Raw genomic sequence first — 16496 nt, 5'->3', positions numbered from 1 at the left:
CGAGACTTATTGCGACTAATCGGCGTACACAAGCGATTCCGCTTCTTTATGACAATGTATTACGTGTTTACCTGAGACGTCTGTTGTGCTTGACTCCCGCCCTGTAGCCACACCCTCCGGGAGGGGGCAATGGGGGAGTTCGTCGGGATCGATCCCCTCGGCGCGGAGAAGCTGATCCGCCAGATGGAGGCCGGGAAGGAGGTCCTGGGCAGGGCACGGCCGGGGCTCGAAGCGGCGATTGCCGAGGCCGGTGAGGAGTGGGTGGGCCGTGGGGGCATCACGGCGATGCACCGAACCTGGGCGTTCTTCCACGAGTCTCAGCAAGATTTGAAGTGGCGCGTCGACACCATCAAGCGGTTGGTGCCGACGCAGCAGAAGGGCATGCTGGCCACCACCTTCCCGTTCAGTAACGGGGCAGAGGCGGCGCGTGCGGCTAGGAAGGACACGGATGCCATCGCCGCGGCCCTCAAGCTCCACGACCAGCACTTTTCCGGACCGAGTTGGAATGGGGTGGAGAAGGCCCTGGGGGCGCTCAAGGGGAGGGCCGACGACCCGACTTACGCGGCGGCGCTGCTGGCCGCCCTCGGCCCTACGACGTTCCAGAAGCTGCTCCGCGACTGGATGAACATCGAGGCCGCTGGTGTGCGCAGAGGTCTGACCCCGGACGCGCTGAAGCGGGCCGGAGACTCCTCGCCGGGCCTGTTAGCCAGGGCCTTCGCCAGCGCGGAGAGTTCCGGACGGCTCGGGAACGAGTGGCAGAAGATGGTGGAGACAGCCCCGTCGGACATCCTGACGACTCTGGTCGCCCTGGCCCCGCAGTCCGGCACCTTCCTGAACCGGGTGGCGACCAACCTGCTGAACCGCCCACCGAACTCTGACGCCTATCCCACGGACCCCAACTGGAGTCTGTACAACCTGGCCAAGGCATACGAGGGGAATCCGGAGGCGTTCCAGCGGCTGCTGGCCGAGCATCAGAAGGAGGCCGGCGTTCTGCTGAACGCCTACACCGTCACTACAACCGGTGTCCCCGGCTACGAGGAGGCGTTAGCGAAGGCGCTGCACGGGGCGTTGAAGCCAGGCGCCGGGGCGGACGACATGCGGGAGCGGGCCTGGATCACCGTCATCAACAGCATCGGGTCCGAATACTCGCTCTGGGTCGGTGGCAGTCTCGGAACCTTCACCAACTCGCCCATCAGCCGGGTGCTCGCCAAGGACATAGCGCCCGTCTTGGATCACCTCGCCCGAGGGCAGGCCGAGCGAAACTCGCCGAAGATGCCCCACTTGGGCCCCAGGCCGCCATGGGACAAGCTCGACCCCACAGTAAGCGCTCGGTTCCTGGGTGCGTTGATGCAGGACTCCAACGCAGCCGACGCGTTGATGAATGCAGGGAGGGAGTACACCAAGGAGCTTGACATGGGCCGCTACCATCCCTTCGACTCGAGCAACTACAAGCAGGAAGCGCACATCAATCTCGCCGAGCGGACGGGCGCGCTGTCGAACCTGCTGCTGGCCGGCTCGACGTATGCAGAGTGGAGCGACGACGAGTACGCCGAACGAATAGCCGGGTTCGTCCTCATGCCTGTGGACTACTTCGACCAGTACTTTCCCATCGCTAGCAAGATCGCGTCCACAGGCAAGGCCAAAGGGCTCGATGAAGTCAAAGATGCCCTGAAGGGCATGATCACGGGCTATCTCGATGAGAAGACACCGGACACAGCCGAGGCAGTCGCTGACAAGCTCATCGACGAGCAGATCGCTTGGCTGGATCGCTCGATGAGAGAACACGGCTTGGCCCCAATGACGACATCACAGATGGCTTTCATGAGAGACGCAATGGAGGGTCGGTTACAGAGCGCCCTGCTCGACGCGCTGAAGAGAAGGGGAGGCTGACCATGCCCATCAGGCATCAACTGCTCCGCGAGGCGGCCGAGAAGGAGGCGCTCGCCTCTACCTTCATGAAGTATGCCAAAACCCTGGCTGACACATTCCACGGCATCCCGTCGAAACCCAACGAGAGCGAGACCTTCTGGAAGGGGCCGGCTGCAGAGCGATACCTCTCCAACGCCGTCCGCCTCAAGCGCGAGATGAGCGAGCTCGAAGACTCGTGCCTGGCCACCGCCGAGAACCTCCGTCGCCGCGCCAGGCAACTCCGTGCGGAGGCCGCGCAGGTGCCTGACCCTAGGTGAGTGCGTTCAGCCGTTGCTGGGGTAGCACTCGGTCTTGCCGACGATCAGGACGTTGGGTGTCGGTTCCATCCTGGCCATGAGGACGAAGGTCAACTTGGTTTCGGGATGGATGACCACGGCGACGCTCACGTTGTCTTCCCAGAGGTCGAGGTTGTCCACGACCTCGGTATAGCCCTTACCTTCGAGATCGCCTTTCAGTAACCCGACCAAGCTGGGCGGATTCTCTGCGGACGGGTTTGCGAAGTTTCCCTTGGCCCTGAAGTAACGTTGCGCCTTACCCTTCACGCACGTCGTATTCCGGTCCTGGTCCGCCCGTTCCTTCGTCAGGCCTGTCAAGCCTGCCTCGATCCCGGATACCAGAGCGTCTCCATCGCTTACGAGCTGCCGGGTCGCCTCCGCCAGTGTCGGCCGCTCTGGCTCTCCCGAGCAGCCTGTTAAGGCCGCGAAACAGACAAGTAGCGCGGCAACCGCCCTCGAACTCGCATCAAGGCGCACGACCTGGACCTTATCCGACCACCCTCCGCTCGTACATCCAATTCGTTGCAGATATAGCGAGCCGCGATGAGGGCAGCGGACTGTCGTGACAACCGCGATCAAGGTATGACAATATGCAACTAGAGGGCTACGCGGCGCTACTGTTCGGTGTATGTAGCTCCAACCGAATGGCGGCCGGATCAAGGGGTGGCGAGGAGAACGGTGCCTAGAGCATGGATGGTAAGGGTGGGTCGGCAGGGTGAACAGGAAAATCTCGCGCTCGACGAGGGATTAGCGCTGATCGGATGGCCTGAACTCCATGATCTTTCGGCGTGCAAGAGCCTGGATGCGCTTCGCGATCTAGTGACTACCACCTATCCAGACGCCACAAAGCAACGGGCCGCCAACTGGACCGGCCAGCTCTGGACCTTCTTGAGCCGCATGCAAGCAGGTGATCTGGTCGTTCTTCCCCTCAAGAGCAAGCCCGCCATCGCCGTTGGCCGCATTACCGGCAGCTATACGTACCGGATCGATCTGCCGGCCGAAGCTCGCCACGCTCGCCCCGTTACCTGGCTCCGGACAGAGGTCGCGCGAACCGCGATCGGACAGGATCTCCGGCACTCGCTTGGTTCTCTCCTCACTGTGTGTGAGCTCACTCGGAACAACGCCTACGAACGACTGCTCGCGCTTGCGAGTGGTGCTTCTGATCCAGGTGTTGGCGAAGAACCTCTGGCTGAACACGAGGAAGAAACGGATACGGAGGTCACAAAGTTCGATCTGGAGCGGATGGCTCAGGACGAGATCGTCGACCGGATCAGTCAGCGCTTCCCTGGTCACAGACTGTCACAACTTGTGGCGGCTATCTTCCAAGCAAAAGGGATGACGACCTTTATCGCGCCGGACGGCAAGGACGGCGGAATCGATGTACTGGCTGGTTCTGGACCACTGGGTATGGACCCTCCACGAATCTGCGTTCAGGTGAAATTCACCCAAGCGCCCGCGGACGTCCGTGTGGTTCGGGAGATTCAGGGGGTCGCTGGCCATATGGGTGCTGACCAAGTCCTGGTTGTCAGTTGGAACGGTGTCACTCGCGATGCTGAGCGCGAGTTGCGTCAGAAGTTTTTCAACGTCCGCTTGTGGACATCGGACGATGTCCTGCGAGAACTCAGCGCTGTTTACGACCGGCTACCCGAGGAAATCCAGGCGGACCTGCCCTTGAAGCGCGTATGGATGCTGGCCTTGGATGCATAGGACGATTGAAACGCCCTGGCCTACCGGATAACCCCGATTCAGATGTGGTGAGTGCTTGACTACCTCCGGTACTGCGACGAGCTGTTCCCGTCAGCATCCATCGAAAGGACGTTCGCGATGCTCGGCTCCGACGCGACCGCTGAGGGGATATCGCTTGACGCTCTCCCTATTTCCCGCAGGACGGGCAGCGAGCCGCTCACTGCGCATGGGACGGCGGCAGGCGCCACCCTCGCCGACTTCTGGGCGTGGGCGTGCTCCGACGTGATCAGCAACAGGCTGCGCGGTATCCTCGCCGAGTATATTGTCGCATTCGCGCTGGGCGTCGCCGATGGTGTCCGCACAGAGTGGGACGCCGTCGACCTGCGGCTGCCCGACGGGCTGGACGTCGAGGTCAAGTCGGCGGCGTACGTACAGTCGTGGAGTCAGCAGCAGTTGTCACGGATCGGGTTCGACATCGTCCCCGCCAAAGGTTGGAATGCGCGGACAGACGTCGTGGCCGCTGTACCGCACCGGCCCAGCCGCGTCTACGTCTTCTGCCTTCTCCATCACACCGATAAGGCGACGATCGACCCGCTCAACCTGGACCAGTGGGAGTTCTACGTCACGCCCACCATCGCTCTGGACGCGGCACTGGGCGCCCAGACACGGATCTCGCTGGCGCGGTTGCGGGCGATCACTCCTTCCTCCGTCACGTTCGGCGAGCTCGCTGCCCGTGTTGCCGAGTGTGCCGCGGTGCCAACCTGAGCTGTGCCGGGCAGATGCGCTTCTCATCCGCAAGTATCGCTGGCGGCGCATCTAAAGCTCAGCCGTACCCACCCCTTCATCGCGCGTGCTCAACGATGACCGCGCTTGCGCCACACGAAGCTGCGTGCGGGGCCGGGCTGATCCGCCGGCACCGCAAGGCGGTCGGTGGGCCTGGCGACGGCTCAACCCGGGATGCGTTGTGATAGCTGCCAGGCTGCATCGAGAGTCATGCCGCCGGGCGGCTATGGTCCCATGCGGTGGTGAAGAGCAGTAACGCGTAGTCGTACATTAGCCCTGGCCGGCGAGCGAGAAGGCACGGGGAATTGCGCCCATGCTCTGCCTGCCGGTACATGGTCAGGTAGGCGACGTTGTCGGTGACGACGACACGATGCAGGTTGGGCAGATCGTAGAAGCGCAGCGATACGTTTTCGCGGTGCCGTGCTACTTCGCTCACGTAGGCGGCGTTGATGCGCACCTGCTCGGTGAGCAGACCGGGGGAGAAGCCCAGGTCCACGCGACGCATCTCGGCCTCCCGTCTGGCGAGCCAGGAGTCCGAGCCGAGGTCGGCGTCAGGCAGGAGAATCTGGACGGATTCCAGACTCCTGCCCGCGGCCTCCCAGACGGCGGCGAACCCGTCGCGTGTCAGCTCGTTGCCGCGTCCAGCCAGAACACGCACCCACCGCGCGCGCTTGAGTTCGGCTGTCAGCTCTTGATTGGCGAGCTGCTGGCGTGGAAAGACGCGGTGAACTCCCAATCCAGTCAGACGGGATAGAAGCGTAACCGGCCACTGGCGGGAACGCATGGAGAAGGCCCAGCCTCCCGCGACGGTTAGTGCAGTAGCCAGGAGAGAGCTCACCACTCCAAGCACGAAGGCGTCCATGTCGGCCTCCTTTAACGGAATCTACGGGCTGCCGACCGGGAGATAAGGGATCAGGCTGCGCAGGACTGTCGCCGCGTGCCGCGCGGCGATGTCGTGGCAGGCGTCGTTCTTGCCCTCGCTGGCGTCATCGGAGATTCCGCGTACGACGGCCCAGCCACGTACGGCTTGGGGCCCGTCCTGCTCGTGGAAGGCCTGGGTGAGGCCACCAGCCTCCATCTCGACGGCCAGAACCTTGTCGTTGTAGGCCTTGAGATAATGGACGATCTCCGACTCCGCATCTGCGATCACCGTTTCCCCTGACCCGATTGGCCCGGTGTGGACCAGGAAGTTGTGAGTGTTCCCGTCATCGTGGGTGGCTTGGAATGTGGCTGGCTCGCCATGATCGGTGAAGAACATGTTCACGGCATGACCCATGGCGGAAGGTGCTTCCCGTTCCTCGCCTCTGCGTCGGGTCCCGTCGGGGGTTTCCTTGCGTAGGTCGTAGTAGACGACTCGAGTGGCCACGACGACGTCACCGATCGCGGCGTTCGCATGGATGCCGCCGCCGATGCCGGTCAGTACGATCACAGCGGGGTTGTAGTGTCGCCGAAGGTGGTTGAAGGCCATGACTGTCGATCGCTGCCCTTGAGAGAGGGCACGGAACGCGGCGATCCGGGTGGCCGTGTCCCGGATGTGCACGGTCCCCTCGTAGAACGGAAGATCGCCGCTTCGGGTCGGCTGCAAGCCGAGGACCTTGCGGACGGCGTTCGCTTCCTCAGGAGTGATCGTGATCACTCCGACATCGGCGCGACTGGCGTGCTGAGGGGGATCCTCTCGATCGGCCGATACTGTGACCGATGCTCCGTGACCGATCGCGGACTGGCTGATTTCCATGCTTCCCCGGTAGTTCGCGACGCCGCTGTTGTCGCTCATCGCTGGCCTCCTTCGTTGGTTGGAGATTGTTCGGCGCCCCTGTCGGGTTCGCGCGAGTCGGTACGAACCTGGGCGTTGGCGCCCACGGCTGACTGCTTGATCTCGGTCTTGCCACCCATGTTGAGCACGCCCATGTTGATGATGCTGGTGGCTCTCTTCTTGAAGGCAGAGGTATCGATTTCATGCGACTCGAGAAAATCCTCGGTGGCCTTGAGCAAGCGCTCCTCGATGAGTTTCATGTGATCGTGGATCGTGACCTCGTCCAGCTGTGCGTGCTCCCAGGGGGTCGACTTCTCCTCCCGGACACTCAACTGTGCGGCGATGGCCATCCCGCGCCGGGGCTTGAGCATGCGGTTCTTCCGGGCTCGCATGGCACCGATCAGGAGTTGAAGCGCTTCGGCCAAACGCCACACTCTCGCCACTTCGGCGGGAAGGTTGAGCAGCCCGCGTAACACGGAGCGCAGCACCGCGCTCACCCCGGTCTCCGCGAAAGCATTGAGCACCTGGTACTCGGCCGGAGTGCGCGTAAGGGCACAGGCGGCGAAGTCGAGACTGAGTGCCCGGCCTTTGACTGTCACCCGCAGGAAAACCGTGGTGACCAACTCTCCGGTGGCGGTGGCACCGATCTCCAGGAAGTGGTGGACGGCGTCATAGGGATCATCGATCATCTCGTCGATCTGGTTCTGGTTTGGTCGCTTCCTGAGCCATTCAGGGCTGGGCTCCACGTCGGGCTCGGCGATGTACAGCCGATCGTGCACCGTGAACCCACGTAGGCCGGTCGGATCTTCGACGTCCCCCATGGGGGCCATCGCCTTCTTCAGGTGAGCGACGAGTTCGTGGGCTTTGAACGGAGGTTTCGGGTACTCCAGCACCTCCATCGGCGTGTGCTTGCCGTGATCGTCTCCGTCTCCGTTTCCGAGCGGCTGCGACTTCAAGAGTTGGACAGTGAGCGGGGGAAGCCACCTGTGCACGAGTTGGCCACTGCCAACAAAAGGGCTCTGCTGCTCGTCGATCCGCTTGAACGTGAAGTGCTCCGGTTTCTCTTCGGGCTCCGGCGGCGATGGTCTCTGGTAGACGACATAGGGATGGAATTGCTGATCATCGATGGCGAGTTGTCGCAGCGTGAGCTTGGGCGGCCGCAGCGCCTCCGCCCAGTGCATGGAGTTGAGGGATAGTTGCTGGATTGCCGCTTTTCCACTCACTACGACGACGAGCAGTAGCCCGAGAAATGCCGCCGATCGCGTCATCTGCTCCAGCGATACGTGAGCGAATCCCGCCACCATGGGCAGCGTCAGGATGAGCACGGCGCATCCCAGGCCGCTGAGGCGCAGAAGGCGTACATTCTGACGGAGTTCGTCTGACTCGCTCAACCATCTTGGCCGATGTAGCAACCGGTCAATGATCGCCTTGGCCCGGAGGGGGAGGACTACCAGGGCGCTCCTGATCATCACGCGGAGGAGGCACAAGAAGCAGAGCGTACTGACGACGACGATGGCGACTGGCGGGTTGAGTACGAGGATCGCCAGGACGCACAGATGCTGTGTCGTATCTAGGAGCCAGGCTCGCCAGGCGTGCCGTACGACGGGGATCAGGTCGAAGCCGTACGACGGAGCGACCATGCGAGCGGTGTCGTTGTACACCTGGCGGATAACCGTCCTGCGAAAGGCGGGATCGAGGTACACGCCCGCACAGAGATGCCTGGTGGCCGCGTCTTCCCTGAAGGCGCCGCCGTGCCTGCGTTCGCGTAGTGCCGCCCCGGACCGGGCCATGCTGCCCTCCTACCCCGTTAAGGTCGCTTTGACCATAAGCAGCTTGCAGGTTAAAGTCAACATGACCTTTTATGGGAGTTTGTGGAGTGATGGAAAGAGCCGGCCGACGCCCTCCGGCAGCGGTCGCTGTGACGGTGGACCTCGTGATCTTTACTGTCCGTCGGGGGCAGCTACAGGTCTTGCTAATCGAACGAGGCAACGACCCCTTCCTCGGTTGCGCTGCGCTCCCAGGCGGCTTCGTCCGCGACGGCGAGACTCTGACTGAGGCCGCGCTACGGGAACTGCAAGAGGAAACCGCCCTCGACGGTCACAAGCTGCACCTGGAGCAACTGCACGCCTACAGCGACCCAGCACGTGATCCTCGCGGCAGGATCATCACCGTGGCATACCTGGCACTCGGTCCTGACCTGCCGCTACCTGTCGCGGGCACCGACGCCGCCGGAGCACGCTGGACGCCAGCTTCGGAAGCCCTTGACGGAGGTATGCCACTGGCTTTCGACCACGCTGTGATCTTGCGTGACGGGTTGGAGCGAGCCCGATCGCAGCTCGAGCACACCACCGTAGCCGCCGCCTTCTGCCCTGAACCTTTCACCATCGGGGAGTTGCGCCACATCTACGAAGCCGTGTGGGGATTCCAGCTCGACCCCAGTAACTTCCGCAGGAAGGTGACGCGTTCAGAGGGCTTCCTTGAACCCACCGGCGAGCGCCGCATTCCCGAGGTTGGCCGGCCCGCAGCCCTGTACCGAAGAGGACGGGCATCACTGCTAATCCCCCCGTTGCTGCGATCAAGTGAGGTTGCTCGCCCATACGGCGCGGCATGACGGCAGGCGCAACCGAGCCGGGGCCACAAGCGTTGAACGGATGTCGCTCACTGGAAGCGGAGGAGGTCGCCGGCGACCGCGGCCAGCCTCGTCGGCTCCGGGGCTCCGGCCAGGACTGGACGGCCCATACCTGGGTTGGGCATGGGAAACGTCGCCAAGATCATCCCCCACATGTCCCCTGATCGTGATCCTACGGCTGCATACCGATGCCGTCGGCGGCCTATGAGGGCCCGGGGAAGCGAAAGACCTGCGCCTGAGAAGCCGCAGGTCGGAGGCTGAAATGCCTGGTGGAGATAAGTGCCCCCGGCAGGATTCGAACCTGCGGCACCCGCTTTAGGAGAGCGGTGCTCTATCCCCTGAGCTACGGAGGCGGACTCCCGTAAGCCTAGCGAAAGTCCGGCACTGTGTGGGCCGTGGGGGCGGGGTGAGTTTGGGTGGGTGGGTCATGGGTGCTGTGAGCCGCGGTAAAGGGATGCCTGGTCCGGGCTGACGGGGTGGTGGGGGTGGCTAACGTCGGTGCGGTGATCAGGAGGCGGCGGCAGGACGTGCATCGGCGGCCCGTGGTGTTGTGTGCGGCGTTGCTGGCGCCGGTGATCTTCGCTGGGGGACTGCTGGCGGGGGAGCTCAGCGGGTACGAGCGGGCGGGGGTGGAGCGGGGGGTGAAGGTTCGGGCCGAGGGGCGGCTCGGGTGGAGGCCGGTGCTGGTGCCGGCGCCTGCTCGGCCTGATGTGGTGTACGCCGGGTTCGTGCCCGGGGTGCCCGAGCCGGAGGGTGCTGCCGGTGGTGAGGTCGCGTCTGTGGAGGCGGCTGGGCCGGTGTGGGGTGGGGGGACGCCCTCCGGGGCCAAGCGGGCGGCTGTACCCGTCGCGTCCGCGCGCCGGCGCAGTGCGGCGCCCGCGGAGATGGCCTGGAGGGAGTGTCCGGGGGAGTGGGCGGACACGTGGATGTGGGACGTGTGCAGAGAGTACGAGCGGGAGGCGGGCGAGGGGCTGCCCGCGGGGCTTGCGAGGCGGACCCGGCAGGCGCCTCGGCCGTCCGCTTTGCCGGTGGAGGACGTGGAGGGTGGTGGCGTGGCCTCGGGGCGGGAGGTTCGACACTGTTCGCCTGCTGCGCGGGTGTGTGGGTGAAGGTCTCGGTGTGGTGATTCGGTGGGTTTCGGCTGCCTGGCGCGGGGTGGGGGGAGCGTGTCCGGGGCGGGGTGAGGTTCCCGCTGCGGGGATGAGCCGAACCGGGGCGTGGTTGGGGGCGTACCCATGGGTGTGGGTGTTGGGCGGCGCGTTCGGGTGGTCGGTGTCCGGAACGCCGGGGCTGATCGTACAAAGGGCGCGTTCGTGTCATAACGGGTCTCCTGAGTTGGGTCCGGACACTCCGGGGGCTGTAGTAACGTGCGTGCCTGACCCAGGTAACGAGTCTGCAAACGGAGGAGTCGGACGTGCCATCCCCTCGATCAGCTGGCCTGATCGCGGTCGTCATGGCGATGACTTCGCTGGTTGCGATGCCTGGACGGGTGGAAGCCGACGTACGGCAGCGCGCCGCGACCGCGGAGGCAGCAGAGGCCGCGGACAGGGACCCCGCCAAGCTCACCCAACTCCGCAAGCAGGCGGAGAAGTCGGCGCAGGAACTCGAAGAGGCCACCAAGGCCCTGGAGAAGCGCCGGGCCGGCATCGCTGCCGCCGAGAAGGAGCTGAAGGCCAAGCTGCTGACGTTGCAGCAGGCCGAGCGGAGGCTGGCGGAGAGCCGGCAGCCGGTGGCGCAGATGGTCGAGCTGGTGTACCAGCAGCCGGGGATGACCAGCGGCGTGGCCCCGTTCCTGTCGGGTGACTCCGACGCCGGCACGCTGCGCTCCATGGCCAATGTGAGCCAGATGGTGACCGAGCGGCAGGCGTCGGTGGAGCAGGTCGCGGCCCTGGCCAAGGAGTCACAGCGGGTGGCGGCCGAGGCGCAGGAGATCCGGGCGAGCAACCTGCTGGCGGAGGCCCAGCTGTCGGCGGAGGTCGACATGCTGCGCAAGCGTTCCGACAAGGTCGTCAAGTCGCTGACCCAGGCCCTGGTGAAACTGGGGATCAAGGTGGACAAGGTGGGCAAGGCGGCGTTCAGCTGCAACCCGCTCCGCGCCGCCACGGCCGGCAACTACCCGAACGGCCTCATTCCCACCGCCATGCTCTGCCCGTTGCAGCAGAAAGGCCACAGCCTGCGCGCCGACGCGGCTATCGCGTTCATCAGCCTCAGCGAGGCGTACCGGCGCCAGTTCGGCAGGCCGATCTGCGTGACGGACGCCTACCGCAACCTGGCCGAGCAGCAGTCGGTCTACTACCGGCGGCCGGGTTTCGCCGCGGTGCCGGGGCGCAGCAACCACGGGCTCGGGCTGGCGGTGGACCTGTGCGGTGGGGTGGAACGGTTCCGGTCGGCGGAGTTCGTGTGGATGGAGAGGAACTCCAAGAAGTTCGGGTGGTTCCATCCGGATTGGGCGTACAGCAGTCCCTTCGAGCCGTGGCACTGGGAGTACGACCCGAAGATCGACACTTTGCCTTAGCCGGAGCGGCCACGATTCCCGTTGACATTGACGTTCTCGCGGGTCTAAGCGCCCGTTGCTTCTTGTTGATCAAGGTCTACCAAGATCCGGAACGAAGATCACGAGAACGTGGTCCCGTGGGTCCATTCGCCTTGGCTGGGCGCCGAATCGGGGGACTGGTGGCGGTTGACGCCCTGGTGTCCGGTGCCTTCGCCTCGGGGGCACAGGCCGCCCCGAAGCCGGTATAGCCTCATGGCCGGGCAGGAGGGTTTCCCGTCCTGGGAGGAAACACCACTGTGTTCCGCGGCGGGCCGGACGACGCGGGAGCAGTGGGGTCGTACCTCGCCGACCACTCGCCGGTCCACGCGCCGAAGGGCGACCGCGTCACCCTTCGAGAGGCATACGCGGCCCGGGGCTGGGGGAGTGCCAGCCCGTCGGGTCCTGGAGGATCGCCATAAGTAGCGGCTGCGGCGATCGTCGGACACGGCCTCTCGCGTTCGGTGATCGGCGGGCGGGACGCTTGCCATCTGGCGGTCGCCGATGTCGAGGGGCCGGGTCGGGTGACCGGGCCGGCCACCCGGCTGCGCCCCGCTCCCTCGCCGGCGTCGCGACACACCGCCGAACGATCGCATCGGCGATCTTGAGCAACGGCGCGGTACTACCGACCTTCGGCAACGGGGCGGTACTACCGACCTTGAGCAACAGCCCCGCCTCGCCGTCGGGTACAAGGGACTCGCGGCCACGGCCGAGCGGAGCTTCATCGTGCGCACGAACGGGCCATGGCCGACGCGGCCGGCGCTAGCCGGGTTTGATGGTGATCGAGAGGTGGCCGCCGGCCTGCGCCGCGGCCAGGGTGCCTGCCTGGGCCGGGGTGGTGGCCAGCACGACCAGGGCCCCTTTGCCGTCGTCGGTCTCCGGGACGGTGACCACCCTGACGTCGTCGGCTACGAGCTGGGCCGCCTGACCTTCCCAGGCGGCGAGCACGCCGATGGTCGAACCAGGGGAGATCAGGCGGGCCACGTCGGCGTCGGAGATGCGCACCGGGGTGGCCACGGTGCCCGGGGGCAGGCGGAGCGAGTGGAGCAGGCGCGCGTCGGTGAGCGGCTCGCCACGGCGCATCGGGCCGGTCAGGACCCGCCCCACCGCGTCGGAGCGGATCGCCCCGTCGGGAGGGTGGTGTAGAGGGACCGGCCGCAGGTCTCCCGCTCGGAGCACACCCGGCGAGAGGTCGCGTGCGGCCACGAGGACCGGCGTACCGGGGGCGGGGCGCAAGGCCGAGTAGCCGAGCAGGACGCCGGTGCTGGCCAGCAGGGCGGCGATCGCACGGCGGCGGCGACGGTCACCGGGGCGCCGACCGGCAAGACGCGGGTTGCCGGGACGCCCGTCGGCGAAGCGCCGGTTGCCGCGTCGCCGACCCGCAAGGCGCCAGTCGCCGGGGGACCGGTCGGCGAGGTGTCGCCGCAGACTGTCGAGGTGGTCTGGTGATCCCCCCGAAGGAGGGGCTTGGGCCGGGCCGGCCGGCCGGTGCGTGAGCGGGGAGACGAGTGCCCGGGAGCCGGTCACGGCAGCTCGAACGGGAGCTTGAGACCGTCCAGGGCGGAGCCGCACGGGCACGTCCGGTCGGTGGGCAGAGCCTGCACGGCATCGGCCACCAACGTGCGCATGCGGGTGACGTTCTGGGCGAAGAACTCCAGCACCTCCTCGTGCGTCACCCCCTCACCCGCCTCGACGCCCGCGTCATGGTCGGTCACCAGCGACAGCGAGGTGTAGCAGAGGGCAAGCTCGCGGGCCAGCATGGCCTCGGGGAAGCCGGTCATGCCGACGATCGTCCAGCCGTTGGCGGCGAACCAGCGGGACTCGGCCCGGGTGGAGAACCTCGGCCCCTCGATGACCACCAGGGTGCCGCCGTCGACCGTCTGCCACCCTCCGTCACGAGCGGAGGCCACCGCCACCGCGCGGCCGGAGGGACAGTAGGGGTCGGCGAACGACACGTGAACGGCGCCGCCCATGTCGTAGTAGGTCTGGACGCGCCCCGACGTGCGGTCGATGAGCTGGTCGGGCACCACGATCGCGCCGGGGCCGTGCTCGGGGCGCAGCGAGCCGACAGCGCTGGGCGCCAGCACCTGGCGCACCCCGAGGGAACGCAGCGCCCAGAGATTGGCTTGGTAGGGGATGCGGTGCGGCGGGAAACGATGGTCCCGCCCGTGGCGGGGGATGAAGGCGACGGAACGCGAACCGACCTGCCCCACGGTGACGACGTCGCTCGGTGGCCCGTAGGGGGTGGTGAGCTCGATCTCCTCCGCGTCGTCCAGCAGGGAGTAAAGGCCGGAGCCGCCGATGACGCCGATGTCTGCGCTAGTGACCATGGCGCCGAGGGTATCGGCATCGTTCGCGGGCGGGTTGAGGCAGAACGGTGTTCTGTGGATAACGCCCGTCGAGGGCTGTGGATAACTCGGGTGCGCGGCGTAGCGGCTTCGTCGCGTTACGTAGGATCGGCCCATGCGGCAACGGGGCCTCGCGCTCATCATCATCGCGCTCATGCTGGGCATGCTGCTCGCGGCGCTCGACCAGACGATCGTCTCGACCGCCCTGCCCACGATCGTGAGCGACCTCGGCGGCCTGGAGGAGCTGTCGTGGGTCGTGACGGGCTACATCCTGGCCTCGACCGTCTCCACCCCGTTGTGGGGCAAGCTCGGCGACCAGTTCGGGCGCAAGAGGCTGTTCATCACCGCGATCATCGTCTTCCTGGCCGGGTCGGCGCTCTGCGGGCTCAGCCAGAGCATGCGCGACCTGATCCTCTACCGCTCGGTCCAGGGGCTCGGCGGCGGCGGCCTGATGGTGCTGGCGCAGGCCATCGTCGGCGACATCGTGTCGGCCCGTGACCGGGGCAAGTACCAGGGGTGGTTCGGCGGGGTGTTCGCCGTCGCGAGCGTCATCGGCCCGCTGCTGGGCGGCCTGTTCGTCGACCACCTGTCCTGGCACTGGGTCTTCTACATCAACCTGCCGATCGGAGCCGTCGGGCTGTTCGTGATCGCCCTGGTCCTGCCGTCGGACCGGAAGCGGGGCAGGCACCGGATCGACTACGCGGGCGTGGTGCTGCTCGGCGGCGCGACCTCGTGCCTCGTGCTGATCACCACCTGGGGCGGCACGACCTATCCGTGGGGCGACCCCGTGATCGTGGGCCTGGCTCTGGCGGCGGCCGTCATGGCGGCGGGCTGGGTGGTCGCGGAGCGGCGGGCGCGGGAGCCGGTGCTGCCGCTGGAGCTGTTCGGCGTGAGGGCGTTCACGATGTCGTCGGTCGTCGGCTTCGTGGTGGGCTTCGCGATGTTCGGCGCGCTGACATACCTGCCGCTCTACCTCCAGGTCGTCCACGGGGTCAGCCCCACCCTGTCGGGCGTCCACCTGCTGCCGATGATGGTGGGCATGCTGGGGATGTCCGTCGTCTCGGGCCAGATCATCAGCAAGACCGGCAGATATCGCTACCTGCCCATCGCCGGCACCGGGCTGGCCACGGTCGGGCTCCTTCTGCTGTCCACGCTCACCGAACGGAGCGCCACCCTGGTGATGGGGGTGGAGCTGCTGGTGTTCGGGGCGGGGCTGGGCATGACCATGCAGGTCCTGGTGATCATCGTGCAGAACGCCGTCGCGTTCAAGGATCTCGGTGTGGCAACCTCGGGGGCCACGTTCTTCAGGCTGATCGGCGGGGCGTTCGGGGTCGCGGCACTGGGCGCCGTCTTCACCGCCCGGCTCGCCGACGACCTGGCCGAGGTGGTCAGGACGACGGCGCTGCCGCCGGGGTTCGACCCGGCGCGGGTGCGGGAGGATCCGACGATCATCCAGCGGCTGCCGCCGCAGCTGACGGCGGAGTTCCTGCACGTGTACGCCGACTCGATCGCCATGGTCTTCAGGGTGGCGGCGCCGATCATGTTCGTCGCGTTCGTGTTCACCTGGTTCATCCCGCAACAGCGGCTCAGGGAGACGACCAAGGCCACGGATATGGGTGAGGGGCTCGGGGCGACGTCGGCCGAGCGTTCGTCGCTGGAGGAGGTCGAGCGTGGGCTGGTACGGCTGGCGGACGCCGACCTGCGCAGGGGCTTCTACGCCAGGCTCGGTTCGCTGGCCGGGTTGACGGGGATCGCACCGGAGGGCGTGTGGCTCATCGCCAGACTCGACGGCAAGGGGTGGGTGAAGGCCGAGGACCTGGCCCGGCGGGCCAACGTCAGCAGGGCCGCCGGACGGCCGTACGCCGACCAGCTCATCGGCAGAGGGCTGGTGGCGCGCTCAGCGGACGGCGACCACCTGCGGCTCACCCAAGAGGGGCAGCAGGCGGCGCTCCGGCTGCTGCGGTCGTCGCACGAGAGCCTGAGCCGGCTGGTGGCCGACTGGGGGCCTCATCCACAGCTCGAGGAGCTCTGCCACCGCCTCACGCCGCAGCTCCTCGGCGCGAACGCGGACCGGCCGGACAGACGGCGGTAGGAGCAGCGGTCGGGCTGGGCGCTCCGTGCGTCGCACCGGCCCAGGAGCCGCCGCCCGGTCGTGGCTGATCGTGGATTCTCATCCAGGGGGCAATACCCGGCCGAATGCCGTGCCTTTCGGGGGCGCAGCTCAAACGGTCAGCTGGAGGCCGCGGCCGGAGCGGGTGCCGAAGACGAGGACGAGGACGAGGAGGACGACGAGGACGAGTCGCCGGACTTGGAGGAAGACGTCCCGGTGGAGGAGGACGAGGACGAGGAGGACGCCGGCGTCGTCGAGCTGGACGACGAGCGGCTGTCGGTGCGGTAGAAGCCCGAACCCTTGAACACGATGCCGACGGCGGAGAAGATCTTCCGCAGGTTGCCCTGGCAGGCGGGGCAGACGGTCAGCGCGTCGTCGGTGAACTTCTGGACGACCTCGAGCTGCTCACCGCAGTCGTTGCAGGCGTACTGGTAGGTCGGCACGCGCTCCTCC

At 66.4% G+C, this 16496-nt stretch carries 14 protein-coding genes and 1 tRNA gene; 7 read left to right on the top strand and 8 right to left on the bottom strand.

Annotation, left to right across the window (positions count from 1 at the left end; translation table 11 throughout):
• Window positions 1–129: 129 nt before the first annotated feature.
• On the top strand, window positions 130–1890 hold the full coding sequence (locus FHU36_RS08525; RefSeq protein ID WP_185083201.1) for a hypothetical protein: 1761 nt from the start codon (window positions 130–132) through the stop codon (window positions 1888–1890).
• 2 nt (window positions 1891–1892) lie between these two features.
• Window positions 1893–2186, top strand: coding sequence for a WXG100 family type VII secretion target (locus FHU36_RS08520; RefSeq protein WP_185083200.1), 294 nt, complete (start codon window positions 1893–1895; stop codon window positions 2184–2186).
• Window positions 2187–2192: 6 nt separating this feature from the next.
• On the opposite strand, the gene FHU36_RS08515 is transcribed toward FHU36_RS08520, so the two are convergent.
• Complete coding sequence (locus FHU36_RS08515; protein ID WP_185083199.1) at window positions 2193–2681, bottom strand: hypothetical protein; 489 nt, start codon at window positions 2679–2681, stop codon at window positions 2193–2195.
• 225 nt (window positions 2682–2906) lie between these two features.
• Here FHU36_RS08515 and FHU36_RS46265 point away from each other — a divergent pair, with 225 nt between their 5' ends.
• Together FHU36_RS46265 and FHU36_RS08505 are read left to right on the top strand one after the other, a co-directional pair.
• A complete protein-coding gene (locus tag FHU36_RS46265) occupies window positions 2907–3911 on the top strand; it encodes a restriction endonuclease (protein ID WP_185083198.1) in 1005 nt (334 codons plus the stop codon).
• A gap of 51 nt (window positions 3912–3962) precedes the next feature.
• On the top strand, window positions 3963–4655 hold the full coding sequence (locus FHU36_RS08505; RefSeq protein ID WP_221495808.1) for a hypothetical protein: 693 nt from the start codon (window positions 3963–3965) through the stop codon (window positions 4653–4655).
• A 226-nt stretch (window positions 4656–4881) separates the two neighbouring features.
• Here FHU36_RS08505 and FHU36_RS08500 read toward each other — a convergent pair whose 3' ends face one another.
• Genes FHU36_RS08500 through FHU36_RS08490 form a run of 3 tightly spaced genes read right to left on the bottom strand, consistent with a single transcriptional unit; the run spans window position 4882 to window position 8216 of the window.
• On the bottom strand, window positions 4882–5535 hold the full coding sequence (locus tag FHU36_RS08500; RefSeq protein ID WP_185083197.1) for a hypothetical protein: 654 nt from the start codon (window positions 5533–5535) through the stop codon (window positions 4882–4884).
• Between the two features lie 21 nt (window positions 5536–5556).
• On the bottom strand, window positions 5557–6447 hold the full coding sequence (locus FHU36_RS08495) for a 5'-methylthioadenosine/S-adenosylhomocysteine nucleosidase family protein (protein WP_185083196.1): 891 nt from the start codon (window positions 6445–6447) through the stop codon (window positions 5557–5559).
• On the bottom strand, window positions 6444–8216 hold the full coding sequence (locus FHU36_RS08490; protein WP_185083195.1) for an AbeC-like domain-containing protein: 1773 nt from the start codon (window positions 8214–8216) through the stop codon (window positions 6444–6446). Before FHU36_RS08490 ends, FHU36_RS08495 begins: the two co-directional genes overlap by 4 nt.
• An 89-nt stretch (window positions 8217–8305) precedes the next feature.
• Here FHU36_RS08490 and FHU36_RS08485 point away from each other — a divergent pair, with 89 nt between their 5' ends.
• The gene (locus FHU36_RS08485; RefSeq protein WP_185083194.1) at window positions 8306–9037 is read left to right on the top strand and encodes an NUDIX hydrolase; all 732 of its coding nucleotides are present in this window, start codon (window positions 8306–8308) and stop codon (window positions 9035–9037) included.
• A 298-nt stretch (window positions 9038–9335) separates the two neighbouring features.
• On the opposite strand, the gene FHU36_RS08480 is transcribed toward FHU36_RS08485, so the two are convergent.
• Window positions 9336–9408: transfer RNA gene (locus FHU36_RS08480), tRNA-Arg, on the bottom strand.
• 1124 nt (window positions 9409–10532) lie between these two features.
• On the opposite strand from FHU36_RS08480, the gene FHU36_RS08475 reads away from it, so the two are divergent.
• Window positions 10533–11570 carry a D-alanyl-D-alanine carboxypeptidase family protein gene (locus FHU36_RS08475; RefSeq protein WP_185083193.1) on the top strand — a complete coding sequence of 346 codons (1038 nt, stop codon included), beginning with the start codon at window positions 10533–10535 and terminating at the stop codon, window positions 11568–11570.
• Between the two features lie 777 nt (window positions 11571–12347).
• Here FHU36_RS08475 and cpaB read toward each other — a convergent pair.
• Both cpaB and FHU36_RS08465 read right to left on the bottom strand, forming a co-directional pair.
• Entirely contained in the window at window positions 12348–13112 is a 765-nt protein-coding gene (gene cpaB, locus FHU36_RS08470) for a Flp pilus assembly protein CpaB (protein ID WP_185083192.1), read from the bottom strand.
• Window positions 13109–13915 (bottom strand): S-methyl-5'-thioadenosine phosphorylase, encoded by an 807-nt coding sequence (locus FHU36_RS08465; protein ID WP_185083191.1) that lies wholly within the window; start codon window positions 13913–13915, stop codon window positions 13109–13111. The genes cpaB and FHU36_RS08465 overlap by 4 nt, the downstream gene beginning before the upstream one ends.
• Before the next feature lie 133 nt (window positions 13916–14048).
• Between FHU36_RS08465 and FHU36_RS08460 the strand changes: the two genes are divergently transcribed.
• Complete coding sequence (locus FHU36_RS08460; protein WP_185083190.1) at window positions 14049–16025, top strand: MDR family MFS transporter; 1977 nt, start codon at window positions 14049–14051, stop codon at window positions 16023–16025.
• A 137-nt stretch (window positions 16026–16162) separates the two neighbouring features.
• On the opposite strand, the gene FHU36_RS08455 is transcribed toward FHU36_RS08460, so the two are convergent.
• Window positions 16163–16486 (bottom strand): FmdB family zinc ribbon protein, encoded by a 324-nt coding sequence (locus tag FHU36_RS08455; protein ID WP_185083189.1) that lies wholly within the window; start codon window positions 16484–16486, stop codon window positions 16163–16165.
• Window positions 16487–16496 lie beyond the last annotated feature (10 nt).

Origin of the sequence: Nonomuraea muscovyensis (assembly GCF_014207745.1) — a bacterium.
Classification (GTDB): domain Bacteria; phylum Actinomycetota; class Actinomycetes; order Streptosporangiales; family Streptosporangiaceae; genus Nonomuraea; species Nonomuraea muscovyensis.
This window is presented reverse-complemented; position numbering and strand designations above follow the sequence as displayed.